At 68.1% G+C, this 14,307-nt stretch carries 14 protein-coding genes and 1 tRNA gene; 14 read left to right on the top strand and 1 reads right to left on the bottom strand.

The window, feature by feature from the left end; translation table 11 throughout:
- The first annotated feature begins 93 nt into the window (after positions 1-93).
- From def to ACNQQL_RS27270, 14 genes are all read left to right on the top strand, one after another.
- Positions 94-597 (top strand): peptide deformylase, encoded by a 504-nt coding sequence (gene def / locus ACNQQL_RS27335; protein WP_034179358.1) that lies wholly within the window; start codon positions 94-96, stop codon positions 595-597.
- A 34-nt stretch (positions 598-631) separates the two neighbouring features.
- Positions 632-1,615, top strand: a complete 984-nt coding sequence (fmt, locus tag ACNQQL_RS27330; protein WP_347067041.1) for a methionyl-tRNA formyltransferase — start codon at positions 632-634, stop codon at positions 1,613-1,615.
- 120 nt (positions 1,616-1,735) lie between these two features.
- The gene (locus ACNQQL_RS27325) at positions 1,736-2,371 is read left to right on the top strand and encodes a LysE family translocator (RefSeq protein ID WP_347067039.1); all 636 of its coding nucleotides are present in this window, start codon (positions 1,736-1,738) and stop codon (positions 2,369-2,371) included.
- Positions 2,372-2,470: 99 nt separating this feature from the next.
- Positions 2,471-3,328 carry a zinc metalloprotease HtpX gene (gene htpX / locus ACNQQL_RS27320; RefSeq protein WP_006485774.1) on the top strand — a complete coding sequence of 286 codons (858 nt, stop codon included), beginning with the start codon at positions 2,471-2,473 and terminating at the stop codon, positions 3,326-3,328.
- A gap of 236 nt (positions 3,329-3,564) precedes the next feature.
- Positions 3,565-4,956, top strand: a complete 1,392-nt coding sequence (gene rsmB / locus ACNQQL_RS27315; RefSeq protein WP_347067037.1) for a 16S rRNA (cytosine(967)-C(5))-methyltransferase RsmB — start codon at positions 3,565-3,567, stop codon at positions 4,954-4,956.
- A complete protein-coding gene (locus ACNQQL_RS27310; protein ID WP_347067036.1) occupies positions 4,953-5,543 on the top strand; it encodes a DUF4390 domain-containing protein in 591 nt (196 codons plus the stop codon). Before rsmB ends, ACNQQL_RS27310 begins: the two co-directional genes overlap by 4 nt.
- Positions 5,533-7,947: a sensor histidine kinase EsaS gene (esaS, locus tag ACNQQL_RS27305; RefSeq protein WP_347067034.1), complete on the top strand. Its 2,415-nt coding sequence runs from the start codon at positions 5,533-5,535 to the stop codon at positions 7,945-7,947. Before ACNQQL_RS27310 ends, esaS begins: the two co-directional genes overlap by 11 nt.
- Positions 7,948-8,649, top strand: coding sequence for a response regulator transcription factor EsaR (gene esaR, locus ACNQQL_RS27300; protein ID WP_034179352.1), 702 nt, complete (start codon positions 7,948-7,950; stop codon positions 8,647-8,649).
- Positions 8,650-8,709: 60 nt separating this feature from the next.
- A tRNA-Phe gene (locus tag ACNQQL_RS27295) sits at positions 8,710-8,785 on the top strand.
- A 337-nt stretch (positions 8,786-9,122) separates the two neighbouring features.
- Positions 9,123-9,857, top strand: a complete 735-nt coding sequence (queC, locus tag ACNQQL_RS27290; RefSeq protein ID WP_175963287.1) for a 7-cyano-7-deazaguanine synthase QueC — start codon at positions 9,123-9,125, stop codon at positions 9,855-9,857.
- A 75-nt stretch (positions 9,858-9,932) separates the two neighbouring features.
- On the top strand, positions 9,933-10,565 hold the full coding sequence (gene queE, locus ACNQQL_RS27285) for a 7-carboxy-7-deazaguanine synthase (protein WP_072437609.1): 633 nt from the start codon (positions 9,933-9,935) through the stop codon (positions 10,563-10,565).
- 18 nt (positions 10,566-10,583) lie between these two features.
- Entirely contained in the window at positions 10,584-11,036 is a 453-nt protein-coding gene (gene queD, locus ACNQQL_RS27280) for a 6-carboxytetrahydropterin synthase QueD (protein ID WP_006477472.1), read from the top strand.
- Positions 11,037-11,349: 313 nt separating this feature from the next.
- Positions 11,350-12,135, top strand: coding sequence for an HpcH/HpaI aldolase family protein (locus tag ACNQQL_RS27275; protein ID WP_347067030.1), 786 nt, complete (start codon positions 11,350-11,352; stop codon positions 12,133-12,135).
- Positions 12,132-12,908 carry a tetratricopeptide repeat protein gene (locus ACNQQL_RS27270; RefSeq protein WP_347067028.1) on the top strand — a complete coding sequence of 259 codons (777 nt, stop codon included), beginning with the start codon at positions 12,132-12,134 and terminating at the stop codon, positions 12,906-12,908. The genes ACNQQL_RS27275 and ACNQQL_RS27270 overlap by 4 nt, the downstream gene beginning before the upstream one ends.
- 81 nt (positions 12,909-12,989) lie before the next feature.
- Here the strand turns inward: ACNQQL_RS27270 and rodA are convergent, their stop codons facing one another.
- Positions 12,990-14,138, bottom strand: coding sequence for a rod shape-determining protein RodA (gene rodA / locus ACNQQL_RS27265; protein ID WP_347067026.1), 1,149 nt, complete (start codon positions 14,136-14,138; stop codon positions 12,990-12,992).
- Positions 14,139-14,307: the final 169 nt, after the last annotated feature.

The raw sequence follows: 14,307 nt of genomic DNA, 5'->3' as shown, positions 1-14,307 counted from the left end.
CGCGCATCCGCCTCATCTTCATTGCATCGCGGCGGCGGCGCCAGCCGGCCGGATGGCCGATGCCGCACCCTGCTCTACCGAATACCGAACGCCATGGCTTTGCTCAACATTCTTCATTACCCCGACAAGCGGCTGCACAAGGTCGCCAAGCCCGTCGACAAGGTCGACGACCGGATCCGCAAGCTCGTCGCCGACATGGCCGAGACCATGTACGCGGCGCCCGGCATCGGCCTTGCGGCCACGCAGGTCGACGTGCACGAGCGCGTGATCGTGATCGACGTTTCCGAGGAAAAGAACGAGCTGCGGGCGTTCATCAACCCCGAGATCGTCTGGTCGAGCGACGTGAAGCAGATCTATGAAGAGGGCTGCCTGTCGGTGCCCGGCATCTACGACGAAGTCGAGCGTCCCGACCACGTGCGCGTGCGCGCGCTCAACGAGCAGGGCGAGGCTTTCGAGCTCGACTGCGAGGGCCTGCTCGCCGTGTGCGTCCAGCACGAGATGGATCATCTGATGGGGCGCGTGTTCGTCGAATACCTGTCGCCGCTCAAGCAGACGCGCATCAAGACGAAGATGAAGAAACTCGAACGCGCGATGTGACGCGCGTTCATCCTGCCCGACCCCGAACGCTGTCATGACCCATACGTTGCGCGTGATTTTTGCCGGCACGCCGGAATTTGCCGCGGCTGCCCTCGCCGCGATCCACGAGGCCGGTTTTCCGGTGCCGCTCGTGCTCACCCAGCCCGATCGCCCGGCCGGCCGCGGGATGAAACTGCAGGCGAGTGCCGTGAAGCGCTACGCCGTCGAGCACGGCATGCCCGTCGCACAGCCGCCGTCGCTGCGCCGCGCGGGCAAGTACCCCGCGGAGGCGGCCGACGCGATCGAGCTGCTGCGCACGACGCCGCACGACGTGATGGTGGTCGCCGCGTACGGCCTGCTGCTGCCGCAGGAGGTGCTCGACATTCCGCGCAGCGGCTGCATCAACATCCATGCGTCGCTGCTGCCGCGCTGGCGCGGCGCCGCGCCGATCCACCGCGCGATCGAGGCCGGCGACGCCGAGACGGGCGTCACGCTGATGCAGATGGACGTCGGCCTCGACACCGGCGCGATGATCGAAGAGGCGCGCATCGCGATCGCGCCCGACGACACGACCGCGACGCTGCACGACCGGCTGGCCGCCGACGGCGCGCGGCTGATCGTCGACGCGCTCGTGCGGCTCGAGCGCGACGGTACGCTGCCGGCGACGCCGCAGCCGGCCGACGGCGTGACCTATGCGGAAAAGATCGGCAAGCACGAAGCGGCGCTCGACTGGCGCAAGCCTGCCGACGTGCTCGCGCGCCAGGTGCGTGCGTTCGATCCGTTCCCTGGCGGCGTCGCGACGCTCGACGGCGCGGCAATCAAGCTGTGGGCTGCCGAGCCGGTGGCGGCGCGCGGCGACGCGGCGCCTGGCATGATCGTCGAAGCCGCGCCGGAAGGCGTGGTCGTCGCGTGCGGCAGTGGCGCGCTACGCGTCACGCAGTTGCAGAAGCCGGGCAGCAAGCGGCTGCCCGCGCGCGAATTCCTCGCCGGCTCGCCGCTCGCCGCGGGCCAGCGTTTCGCGCTGCCTGACGTTGCCTAACGTGACCTGACCGCCATTCGACACGGCCTGCCGGCCCTGCGCAATCGGCCGAACGGTCGAGTCGCGCAGCGCGGCAGGCGCGCGTAGAATTTCCCTGCGCTCTCCGGTTTCGAGGTTTTCATGTTCGGCATCACCCATTTCGGCTTCTTCGTGCTGGCAGTTTTCCTGCTGAACGTCACGCCCGGCCCCGACACGGCCTACATCGTCGGCCGCAGCGTCGCGCAGGGCCGCGGCGCGGGGCTGATGTCGGCGCTCGGCATTTCGGCCGGCTGCTGCGTTCATGCACTCGCGTGCGCATTCGGCCTCACGGCGCTGCTTGCGGCGTCGGCTGCCGCGTTCACGGTGATCAAGCTGGTCGGCGCCGCGTACCTGATCTATCTCGGCGTGCGGATGATCGTCGCGAAGCCGGCCGCCGCGCCGTCGGGCGCCGAGGCCGCCACGGCAGCAAAGCCGCTGCGCCAGCTGTTCATGCAGGGCTTCTGGACCAACGTGTTGAACCCGAAGGTCGTGCTGTTCTTCGTGTCGTTCTTCCCGCAGTTCGTGTCGGCCGACAGCCCGCACAAGGCATTGGCGTTCCTGACCCTCGGCGCGGTGTTCGTCGCGATGAGCACGGTCTGGACCAGCCTGGTCGCATGGGTCGCGGGCAGCGTCACGCAGCGCTTTTCCGACAAGCCGGGCGTCAGGAAGTGGCTCGACCGCACGGTCGGCAGCGCTTTCGTCGGCCTCGGCCTGCGTCTTGCAACATCGCAACGCTGAGATTGAATTTTTCCGGTAAGACCTTATCTAACAAATAGCTTACAATTTTCCGCCGCCCTTGTGATGCGCGGCGGGTCCCCTGACGGATAAGGAGTGGGTATGTTCAATTGGGTCAAAACGGCGATGCTGATGGCCGCGATCACGGCCCTGTTCATCGTGATCGGCGGAATGATCGGCGGCTCGCGCGGCATGACGATCGCGCTGCTGTTCGCGCTCGGCATGAATTTCTTCTCGTACTGGTTCTCCGACAAGATGGTGCTGCGCATGTACAACGCGCAGGAAGTCGACGAGAACACGGCGCCGCAGTTCTACCGGATGGTGCGCGAGCTGGCCACGCGCGCGAACCTGCCGATGCCGCGCGTCTACCTGATCAACGAGGATGCGCCGAATGCGTTCGCGACGGGCCGCAACCCCGAGCACGCGGCCGTCGCCGCGACGACTGGCATCCTGCGCGTGCTGTCGGAGCGCGAAATGCGCGGGGTGATGGCGCACGAGCTCGCGCACGTGAAGCACCGCGACATCCTGATCTCGACGATCACCGCGACGATGGCGGGCGCGATCTCGGCGCTTGCGAACTTCGCGATGTTCTTCGGCGGGCGCGACGAGAACGGCCGGCCGGCCAATCCGATCGCGGGTATTGCGGTCGCGCTGCTCGCGCCGATCGCCGGCGCGCTGATCCAGATGGCGATTTCGCGGGCACGCGAGTTCGAGGCCGACCGCGGCGGCGCGCAGATTTCCGGCGATCCGCAGTCGCTTGCGACCGCGCTCGACAAGATCCATCGCTATGCGGCCGGCATCCCGTTCCAGGCGGCCGAAGCGCATCCGGCCACCGCGCAGATGATGATCATGAACCCGCTCCACGGCGGCGGCCTGCAGAACCTGTTCTCGACGCACCCGGCCACCGAGGAACGCATCGCGCGCCTGATGGAGATGGCGCGTACCGGCCGCTTCGATTAAACCTCGGCGCACCGCGCGGCCGTTGCCGCGCGGCGTCCGCGCCGCCACCCCGCACGCTTCGCGCTGCGGGGTGTTTCATTTGTGCGCGCCGTAAAGGGGCCAAAGGGGCCGCATGGTCGCACGCTACAATGCGCGGTTTGGGATCGCAGGGCCGCGCGGCCGCCGCAATCCCGCCGTTTGCCGCATTCGCCGTTTGCCGCATTTGTTAGCTGCGCCTGTTTGCCGATTCCGCTCCAATGACACGAACCCGTTCTTCCGCTCAGTCTTCTTCCGGCCGCCCGGCGCGCCTGTCCGCGCCGCATCTTGCGCCCGATTCGCTCGGCTTCGCACTCGACGCGGCCGCGCAGGCGGTCGACGCGGTACGGCGCGGCACTGCGCTGCCGGCAGCGCTCTCGGCGGTATTCGCGCAGATGGCGTCCGGTGCGCAGGCGCTCGCGCGCGGTGCGACGCAGGACGTCGCGTACCGGACGATGCGTCGCCTCGGCAGCGTGGACTGGCTGATCGGCCGGCTCGTCAGCAAGGCGCCGCCCGCGCACGTGAACGCGGTGCTCGCCGGCGCGCTCGCGCTGCTGCTCGATCCGGCGGACGATGCTGCATACTCGGCGTTCACGGTGGTTGACCAGGCCGTGACCGTGATCGGCGCGCGCCGCGAATACGCATTCGCGAAGGGGTTGGTCAACGCGGTGCTGCGCCGCTTCCTGCGCGAGCGCGACGTGCTTGTCGCGGCGATGCAGGACGACGCCGTTGCGCGCTGGAATTACCGCGCATGGTGGGTCGATGCGGTGAAGCGCGCATGGCCCGACGCATGGCAGGCGATCCTCGCGGCCGGCGAGCGCCAGGGGCCGCTGACGCTGCGCGTGAATGCGCGTCGCGCGAGCGTCGACGCGTATCTCGACACGCTGCGCGCGAGCGGGATCGACGCGACTGCGATCGGCCGACATGCGGTGCGGCTCGCATCGGCGCTGCCGGTCGAGCGCATTCCGGGATTCACCGACGGCGTGGTGTCGGTGCAGGACGCCGGCGCGCAGCTCGCGGCCGAATGGCTCGGCGCGCGCGACGGCATGCGCGTGCTCGACGCATGCGCGGCGCCCGGCGGCAAGACCGGCCATATTCTCGAGCTGGCCGATGCGGAAGTCGTCGCGCTCGAAAGCGACGCGACGCGCGCGGCGCGCATCGGCGAGAACCTCGTGCGCCTGTCGCTCGCAGCGGACGTGCGTGTCGGCGATGCGGGTGCGCCCGGCGCGTGGTACGACGGGCGCCCGTTCGACCGCATCCTGGCCGACGTGCCGTGCTCGGCATCGGGCATCGTGCGGCGGCATCCCGACATTCGCTGGCTGCGCCGCGAGGCCGACATCCCGGCGCTCGTCGCGGAACAGCGCCGCATCCTGTCGGCGCTGTGGCCGCTCGTGAAGCCGGGCGGCGAACTGCTTTACGTGACCTGCTCGATCTTCCCCGAAGAAGGCGAGTTGCAGGCCCGCTGGTTTGAAGCGGTCTGTGAAGATGCGGTACGATTGGACGCCCCCGGCCAGCTGCTGCCGGGCGCAGTGCAGGGAGGGGCTGCCGCCGGCGCACTCGACCAGAACACCGATCACGACGGATTTTTCTACGCGCGGTTTCAGAAACGGTGACGATCAAACACCTTTTTCCACTTCGGCTCGCGGCCGTCCTGATGGTCGCGTTGACGCTGTGCCTGGCCGTCGCCCGGCCGGCGCATGCCCAGTCGATCGCCGTGCAGCGCGCGTCGCTCCAGGCCGACGGAAGCGGCTGGAGCCTCGATGCCCGCTTCGATTTCGAGCTGAATCCGAACCTCGAGGATGCCGTCAACAAGGGCATCCCGCTTTACTTCACGACCGACTTCGAGCTGAGCCGCGCGCGCTGGTACTGGTTCGACGAGCAGCCGGTGTCGGTGACGCAGACGATCCGCCTGTCGTTCCAGCCGCTCACGCGCGAATACCGCGTGTCGACGGGCGGCCTGCAGCTCGGCTTCCCGTCGCTGAAGGATGCGCTCGCGGTCGTCAGGCACATCACGTCGTGGCACGTGATCGACCGCAACCAGGTGCGCCTGGGGGAAACCTACATGGCGTCGGTGCGGATGCAGCTCGATACGGCGCTGATGCCGAAGCCGTTCCAGGTCGACGCCGTGAACAATCGCGACTGGACGCTCGGGTCGGACTGGAAGCGCTTCAACTTCACGGTGACCGAACGTGCTAAATAAAGTGCGCCGCGCGGCCAGCGGGAAGAGCCTCCTCGTTCGCGTGATCGTCTCGACCGTCGCGTTCACCGCGTTGCTGCTGCTCGTGCTGCTCGCGGCCGCGAGCGCGAATACCGAATTCTTCGATCGCTACTACTCGTGGCTGTACGCGACCAACATCGTCGTCGCGCTCGTGTTCCTGCTCGTGGTGCTCGGGCTGATCGGGATGATCGTCGTGCGCCTTAGGAAGGGCAAGTTCGGCACGCGGCTGCTCGCGAAGCTCGCGGTGTTCTTCGCGCTCGTCGGCGTGGTGCCGGGCGGGATCATCTACATCGTGTCGTACCAGTTCGTGTCGCGCAGCATCGAGTCGTGGTTCGACGTGAACGTCGAGACGGCGCTGACGGCCGGCCTGAATCTCGGCCGCGGGATGCTCGATGCGTCGCTGTCCGATCTGCAGACGAAGGCGCGACTGATGTCCGACCAGCTCGCGAGCGTCGACGCGAACACGAACGGCACGACGCTCACGCTGCTGCGGCTGCGCGACCAGTTCGGCGTGCAGGACGCGACGATCGTCGAGCCGAGCCGCGGCGGTTCGGGCGCGGCGCCCGACCTGCACATCGTCGCGCAGGCGTCGGGCAATTTCGCGGCGCTGATTCCGGACGACCTGCCGACGCCGCTGATGCTGAGCCAGGCGCGCGAACACGGCACATACGCGGCGATCGAAGGCGAAGTCGACGGCGACCCGCGCGCGCACGGCGCGAAGGGCGCGCTTCGGCTGCGCGTCGTGCGGCCGATTCCCGATGCGACGACGTCGCTGCTGCAGCCGGCCGAACGCTTCCTGCAGCTCACGCAGCCGGTGCCGCCGACGCTCGCGCACAACGCGGACGCCGTGCAGCGCGCGTACCGCGAGTATCAGGAAAAAGCGCTCGGCCGCACGGGCCTGCGCAAGATGTACATCGGCACGCTGACGCTCGCGCTGTTCCTCGCGACCTTCATCGCGATGATGCTCGCGCTCGCGCTCGGCCAGCAGCTCGCGCGGCCGCTGTTCCTGCTCGCGCAGGGCACCAAGGAGATCACGGAAGGCGACTACACGCCGAAGCGCGAGATCAAGACGCGCGACGAGCTCGGCTTCCTCACGCAGTCGTTCAACGCGATGGCGCGCCAGTTGTCCGAGGCGCGTCTCGCGGTCGAGAAGAACCGCATCGCGCTCGAGCATTCGAAGACGTATCTCGAGAGCATCCTCGCGAACCTGACGGCCGGCGTGTTCGTGCTCGACCGCCAGTTCCGGCTGACGACGGCCAACCGCGGCGCCGAGCGGATCTTCCGGCAGCCGTTCAACGCGCTGATCGGCACGACGCTCGACCAGATCGGCGTTGCGGCGGGATTCGGTGCGATGGTGCGCAAGGCGTTCGCCGATCGCGAAGCGGCATCCGACGGCGGCAGCGGCGATCGAGGCCACTGGCAGCAGCAGTTCGCGATCGAGATGCCGGGCGAAACTGAACCGCTGACACTGCTCGTGCGCGGCGCGCGCCTCGTGTCGACGGTCGAGGGGCAGGCCGACGATCCGCAGACGTCCGGTTACGTCGTGGTATTCGACGACATTTCCGACGTGATTTCCGCGCAGCGCTCGGTTGCGTGGGGCGAGGTCGCGCGGCGGCTCGCGCATGAGATCAAGAATCCGCTGACGCCGATCCAGTTGTCGGCCGAGCGGCTGCAGATGAAGCTGTCCGACAAGCTCGCACCGTCCGACGCGGATGTGCTCAAGCGCGGCGCGACGATGATCGTCAACCAGGTGGCCGCGATGAAGCGGATGGTCGACGATTTCCGCGAATACGCGCGCACGCCGCCGGCGGTGCTCGCGAACCTGCAGTTGAACGAACTGGCGAGCGAGGTGCTCGGGCTGTACGGCGTCGGCGAAGGCAAGAGCCCGATCGTCGCCGAGCTCGCGCCATCGCTGCCGGTGATTCGCGGCGACGCGACGCAATTGCGCCAGGTGATACACAACCTGCTGCAGAATGCGCAGGATTCGGTCGCGGAAGCCGAGCATCCGCGTGTGTTGATCGAAACCAAGACAGTAGAATATGGCGATCCCGACGCCGAGGGCAAAACGCGCGTCGCGGTACGTCTTACCGTGTCCGACAACGGGCCCGGTTTTCCGGCACGCATCCTGACCCGCGCGTTCGAGCCTTACGTGACGACGAAGGCGAAGGGCACGGGGCTCGGGCTGGCCACGGTCAAGAAGATCGTCGACGAGCACGGTGCGCGGATCGATCTGCGCAATCGCATGCACGGCGAGACCGTCGAGGGTGCGCAGGTGTCGATCCTGTTCCTGCAGATGGCGAGCGATGCGCCAGGCGCCGAACCGGGCGCGCAGGGCGGGACGACCCCCGCTAAGACAAAAGCAAGTGAGCAGACAAGGGCAGCGTAAATGGCAACCATCCTGGTGGTAGATGATGAAATGGGCATCCGGGAATTGCTCTCGGAGATCCTCAGCGATGAAGGACATGTCGTCGAGGCAGCGGAGAACGCGCAGGCCGCGCGGGAATACCGGCTGAATCAGGCGCCCGATCTCGTGCTGCTCGATATCTGGATGCCCGATACCGACGGCGTCACGTTGCTCAAGGAATGGGCGGCGCAGGGGCTGCTGACGATGCCCGTGATCATGATGTCCGGGCACGCGACGATCGACACGGCCGTCGAGGCGACGAAGATCGGCGCGCTCGATTTCCTCGAGAAGCCGATCGCGCTGCAGAAGCTGCTGAAGTCCGTCGAGCACGGTCTCGCACGCGGCGCGGCGCCGGTGTCCGCCAACGCGGCGGCGAAGGGCGGCGCCGGACAGGCAGCGGGGCCCGCGGCGGTTGCATCCGCGGCTGCGCTGCCGACGCTCGGCGACGACATGGCGGCGGCGCTCGGCCTCGCGGGGCAGACGGCCGCGATCCCGTTCGACATCCCGTTGCGCGAAGCGCGCGATGCGTTCGAGCGCGCGTATTTCGAATATCACCTCGCGCGCGAGAACGGCAGCATGACGCGCGTCGCGGAGAAGACGGGCCTCGAGCGCACGCACCTGTATCGCAAGCTCAAGCAGCTCGGCGTCGAGTTGGGCAAGAAGCCGTCCGAAGGCGCGGTATAAATTTTTTTGCGAAAACGCTTGAGCAGGTGGGGAAAGCTCGATATACTTTCATTCTTCGTTGGCCCGGTAGCTCAGTTGGTAGAGCAGCGGATTGAAAATCCGCGTGTCGATGGTTCGATTCCGTCCCAGGCCACCAGCAGTTCCAACCCCAAGAATCGGAAGGTTCTTGGGGTTTTTCGTTTGTGGTGGGCATCGCGTGCGCGGCAGCATTCGCGCAGGCATGATAAAATCCGTTCCCGCTCAATGACTTAGCGCATCGTTACATGCGCACGGCAGGCTGCCAGTGATGCGCCGCCGTGACGCGCGGCAACGATGCCGCGCGATGGGCGGTATAAGCGCTCCGCCGCGTTCGCGGCCGACCGCGCTGCCTATACTGGTCGAGCCGGCGCAGGCCGGTACGCGTCGGGCCGCCCGGCGGCAGCCGGCCCCGGGGCGCAGCGCGACGCGAGCCTACACATTCACGGAGTATCACGGTGATTCGGACAGACGCTAAAGACGGCGCGCTCGTGTTGTTTTCCGGCGGGCAGGACTCGGCCACGTGCGTGGCGTGGGCCCTCGAACGCTACCAGACGGTCGAGACCCTCGGCTTCGATTACGGCCAGCGACATCGTGTCGAGCTCGAATGCCGCGAAGGCGTGCGCGAAGCGCTGAAGCGCGACTTTTCCGCGTGGACGGACCGGCTCGGCGACGATCACATGATCGACCTGTCGGTGCTCGGCGCGATCAGCGATACCGCGATGACGCGCACGATCGAGATCGAGACGACGGCGAACGGCCTGCCGAACACGTTCGTGCCGGGCCGCAACCTGCTGTTCATGACGATCGCCGCGGCGATCGCGTATCGCCGCGGGCTGCGCGTGCTGGTCGGCGGGATGTGCGAGACCGATTTTTCGGGCTACCCCGACTGCCGCGACGATACGATGAAGGCGCTGCAGGTCGCGCTGAATCTCGGGATGGATACGCGCATCGTGCTCGAGACGCCGCTGATGTGGCTCGACAAGGCGCAGACGTGGCAACTCGCCGAACAGCTCGGCGGCGAGGCGCTCGTCGAACTGATCCGCGTCGAGACGCACACGTGCTACGTGGGCGAGCGCGCGGAACTGCACGACTGGGGCTTCGGCTGCGGCGAGTGCCCGGCCTGCAAGCTGCGCAAGCGCGGCTACGAGGCCTACCTGAAGGGCGAGCGGGTGACCGAAGCGCCGCTGTGACGCGGCTGCGCCGGCAGCGCTTGATGAATAACGGATTCTGATCGACAACGAGCGGCGCGAGCCGGACGACGGACGATGACTTACGCGGTCAAGGAAATTTTCTACACGTTGCAGGGCGAGGGCGCGAACGCGGGCCGGCCGGCCGTGTTCTGCCGGTTCGCCGGCTGCAACCTGTGGTCGGGCCGCGAAGAGGATCGCGAAGAGGCCGTGTGCCGCTTCTGCGATACGGACTTCGTCGGCACCGACGGCGAGAACGGCGGCAAGTTCAAGGACGCCGAAGCGCTCGTCGCGACGATCGCCGGCCTGTGGCCGGACGGCGAAGCGCACCGCTTCGTCGTCTGCACGGGCGGCGAGCCGATGCTGCAGCTCGACCAGCCGCTCGTCGACGCGCTGCACGCGGCCGGCTTCGAGATCGCGATCGAGACCAACGGCTCGCTACCGGTGCTCGAATCGATCGACTGGATCTGCGTGAGCCCGAAGGCCGACGCGCCGCTCGTCGTCACGAAGGGCAACGAACTGAAGGTCGTGATCCCGCAGGACAACCAGCGACTGGCCGATTATGCGAAGCTCGACTTCGAGTATTTCCTCGTCCAGCCGATGGACGGCCCGTCGCGCGACCTCAATACGAAGCTCGCGATCGACTGGTGCAAGCGTCATCCGCAGTGGCGCCTGTCGATGCAGACCCACAAATATCTGAACATTCCCTGAGCCACGGCCTTTGACATCGTGCTGATTACCCGAAAACTCGAATTCGACGCGGGCCACCGCATTCCCGATCACCGCAGCCAGTGCAGGAACCTGCACGGCCATCGCTACGTGCTCGAAATCACGTTGCGCGGCGATCTCGTCGATACCGAGGGCGCTCCCGACCGCGGCATGGTGATGGATTTCGCCGACGTGAAGGCGCTCGCGATGGAGCACCTCGTCAGCAAGTGGGACCATGCATTCCTGGTCTATGCGCGCGACGACGTCGTGCGCTCGTTCCTCGAACAGATGGCCGACCACAAGACCGTCGTGATCGACCGGATCCCGACCGTCGAGAACCTCGCCGCGATCGCGTTCGACCTCCTCGCGAACGTGTACGACGCGCACTACGGCGTGAACCTGCGCCTCGAGCGCGTGCGCCTGTACGAAACCCCGAACTGCTGGGCCGACGTCGAGCGCCAGCCCGGCCGCTGATCCTGCCTTCCCGGCAGCCCCGCCGGCCGGCGCGGGCTGCCCGTCACCGTGCCCTTCGGCCCTGTCCCGCGCCGGCGCTGCTCCCCGTCCGTTCCCACATTCCGCGCAACGCCGCGCTATGATCGTTGCGTGGCACCGTAAAACGCACCCTTGCGCGGTCGCGCGGCCCGCGCTGTCAGATCGGCCACCCACGGCCGACTGACGTTGAAGGGCGCGGTCTGGCGCCGCCGCGCTGTGCTGCCCGGCGTGTTGCGCCCCGCTTCGCCTGATGCTTGTCCCGTTCGATTGCCGTTCCGTCCAGGAGGCCGTATCGATGAGCACGCTCACCAATTCCCTCAAACAACGCCTGCGAGACGGCGACGAGCCGCTGTATGGCCTGTGGCTGTCGCTCGGCAGCGACTCGGTCGCGGAAGCGCTCGCGCACGCCGGCTACGACTGGCTCTGCATCGACATGGAGCACGCGCCGAACGACAGCCGCGACGTCGTGTCGCAGTTGCGCGCGATCGCCGCCGCGCACCTGCCGAGCGAACCCGTCGTGCGCGTGCCGGCGCGCGAGCCGTGGCTCGTGAAGCGCGCGCTCGACGCCGGCGCGCGCACGCTGATGTTTCCGTGCATCGAGACGCCCGACGACGCCGCGCACGCGGTGCGGCTCACGCGCTTCCCGTCGCCGGAATCGCCTGACGGGCTGCGCGGCGTCGCGGGCATGGTGCGCGCGGCGGCGTTCGGCATGCGCCGCGATTACGTGCAGACGGCGAACGCGCAGGTCGCGGTGATCGTGCAGATCGAATCGGCGCGCGGCGTCGACGAAGTCGAGCGGATCGCGGCGACGCCCGGTGTCGACTGCCTGTTCATCGGCCCGGCTGATCTCGCGGCGAGCCTCGGGCATCTCGGCGACATCCGCCACCCGGACGTCGAAACCGCGATGGCGCGCGTGCTCGCGGCCGGCAAGCAGGCCGGCGTCGCGGTCGGCATCTTCGCGGGCGACGCGGCGGGCGCGCGGCAGTACCGCGACGCCGGCTACCGGATGATCACGCTGTCGGCCGACGTGAGCTGGCTGCTGCGTGCGACGCGGCAAGCGCTGCAGGAGGTACGGTCATGAACGTCGGCGACGGCGCGTCTTGCGGGCGCGCGCAGGGTGCGGCCGGTGCGCGCGGGCGGCTCGGCGCGATGCTCGGCCTATGGGCCGTCTGTGTCGCGGCGGCCGCGCAGGGCGCGCCGCAAGCGAAGCCCGATCCGTCGCGCGAGACGCAATCGGCGGTCGCCGACTACAACGCCGGCGACTATCGCGCGGCGCTGGTGCAGTTCCACGACGCGGCCGAGCGCGGCGACCGTCTCGCGCAGTTCAACTACGCGATGATGCTGCTGACGGGCGAAGGCGTGACGGCGAGCGTCGACGAAGGGTTGCGCTGGCTGAAGCGCGCGGCCGACGCGAACATGTCGCATGCGCAGTACGTGTACGGCCGGATGTTCGACGACGGCGAGTTCGTCGCGCGCAATCCGGCCGAAGCGCATCGCTGGTTCCTGCGGGCGGCGAAGCAGGGGCACGTGCAGGCCGAGCTGTCGCTCGCGAACCAGTTCCTCGACGGGCGCGGCACGCCGCGCGACAACCGGCAGGCGTTCGCATGGTACAAGCAGGCCGCCGATGCGGGCGAGCCGACCGCGCAGTACGTGACCGCGTCGTTCTACGAGCGCGGCGGCGACGGCGTGGCGCAGAACCTGAACATCGCGCGGGCCTATTACGCGGCGGCGGCCGCGCAGGGCGACGAGACGGCCGGATTGAAATTCAAGGAGCTGAGCGCGCGGCTGAAGGCGCAGGGGCCGGCGTCGGGCGTCGGTGCTGAGCCGGGGAGCCCGCGCGCGGCACCGCAGTGAGCGGGCGACGCGCCGCGTTGCCGCGTTCGAAACGCACGATAAAAAAACGGCGCCGGGGCGCCGTTCTTCTTTGCCGCGCGGTCAGCTCTTCATCAGCCGCCGCTGTCGCCCGACGCTCATGATCATCCCGATCGCGATGCCGAGCGTCGCGAGCGCGGTGCCGCCGTAGCTCATGAACGGCAACGGCACGCCGACGACCGGCAGCACGCCGCTCACCATCCCGATGTTGACGAACGCATAGACGAAGAACGCGAGCGTGAGCGAGCCCGCGAGCAGGCGGCCGAACAGCGTCGCGCCCTGCGCGGCGATATAGAGCCCGCGCGCGATCAGCGCCATGTACAGCGTCAGCAGCACGATCCCGCCGACCAGCCCCCATTCCTCCGAGAACACCGCGAAGATGAAGTCGGTGTGCTTCTCCGGAATGAATTCGAGGTGCGCCTGCGTGCCTTTCAGGTAGCCCTTGCCGAGCACGCCGCCCGAGCCGATCGCGATCACGGCCTGGATCGTGTGGAAGCCCTTGCCGAGCGGGTCGGAGGTCGGGTCGAGCAGCGTGCACACGCGGTGCTTCTGGTAGTCGTGCATCAGCGGCCACTGCACTTCGGGCTGGCAGATGCGCTCCTCGAACACGGCGATCGACCCGACCGCGATCACGCCCGCGACGAGCACCGGCACGATCAGCTTGAACGACAGGCCGGCGAGGTAGATCACGAAGAAGCCGGCCGCGAACACGAGCAGGCCCGTGCCGAGGTCGGGCTGCTTCGCGATCAGTCCGACCGGCACCATCAGGATCCCGAACGCGGCGAGGAAGTCGTACCAGCGCAGCCCGCCTTCGCGGCGCTGGTAGTACCACGCGAGCATCAGCGGCGTCGCGATCTTGAGGATCTCGGACGGCTGGATCACGACGCCGACGTTCAGCCAGCGCTTCGCGCCCTTCTTCGTCATCCCGAACAGCGCGACCGCGATCAGCAGCGCGACCCCGAACGTATAGAGCGGGACCGCGAAGCGCATCAGCGTGGTCGGCGGGATGTTGGCGATCACCCACATCAGCACGAACGTCAGCAGGATGTTGCGCAACTGGTCCTCGACGCGGCCCGGCATGTCGATCGCCGCGCTGTACAGCGTGACGATGCCGACGCACAGCAGCAGGAACACGATGAGGGCGAGCGGGCGGTCGAAGCCCGCGAACATCTGCTTGATCTTGTCGAGCCAGGCGCGCTTGTCGAATTGCATGCCTTTCTCCGTTAATGAGCGGTGCCGGCGTCCGCCGCTTTCGCGGGGGCCGTCGCACGGTGGTTGTCGTCCCGCGGCGTGGCGACGAGCGGCTGCGCATCGCTGGCGGGCCGGCGCGGCCGGTGCGGGCGCCGGATCGGCGGCAGGCTCGCGGCCATCGGCGCCGCGG

Origin of the sequence: Burkholderia sp. LFS061 (genome assembly GCF_047978125.1) — a bacterium.
In the GTDB taxonomy this organism is placed as follows: Bacteria; Pseudomonadota; Gammaproteobacteria; order Burkholderiales; family Burkholderiaceae; genus Burkholderia; species Burkholderia pyrrocinia_C.
This window is presented reverse-complemented; position numbering and strand designations above follow the sequence as displayed.

Coding starts and splice junctions, on each gene's coding strand:
- queE (WP_072437609.1), top strand. CDS start 9,933: ATGACTTACGCGGTCAAGGAAATTTTCTACACGTTGCAGGGCGAGGGC.
- ACNQQL_RS27275 (WP_347067030.1), top strand. CDS start 11,350: ATGAGCACGCTCACCAATTCCCTCAAACAACGCCTGCGAGACGGCGAC.
- fmt (WP_347067041.1), top strand. CDS start 632: ATGACCCATACGTTGCGCGTGATTTTTGCCGGCACGCCGGAATTTGCC.
- ACNQQL_RS27325 (WP_347067039.1), top strand. CDS start 1,736: ATGTTCGGCATCACCCATTTCGGCTTCTTCGTGCTGGCAGTTTTCCTG.
- htpX (WP_006485774.1), top strand. CDS start 2,471: ATGTTCAATTGGGTCAAAACGGCGATGCTGATGGCCGCGATCACGGCC.
- rodA (WP_347067026.1), bottom strand. CDS start 14,138: ATGCAATTCGACAAGCGCGCCTGGCTCGACAAGATCAAGCAGATGTTC.
- esaR (WP_034179352.1), top strand. CDS start 7,948: ATGGCAACCATCCTGGTGGTAGATGATGAAATGGGCATCCGGGAATTG.
- ACNQQL_RS27270 (WP_347067028.1), top strand. CDS start 12,132: ATGAACGTCGGCGACGGCGCGTCTTGCGGGCGCGCGCAGGGTGCGGCC.
- def (WP_034179358.1), top strand. CDS start 94: ATGGCTTTGCTCAACATTCTTCATTACCCCGACAAGCGGCTGCACAAG.
- rsmB (WP_347067037.1), top strand. CDS start 3,565: ATGACACGAACCCGTTCTTCCGCTCAGTCTTCTTCCGGCCGCCCGGCG.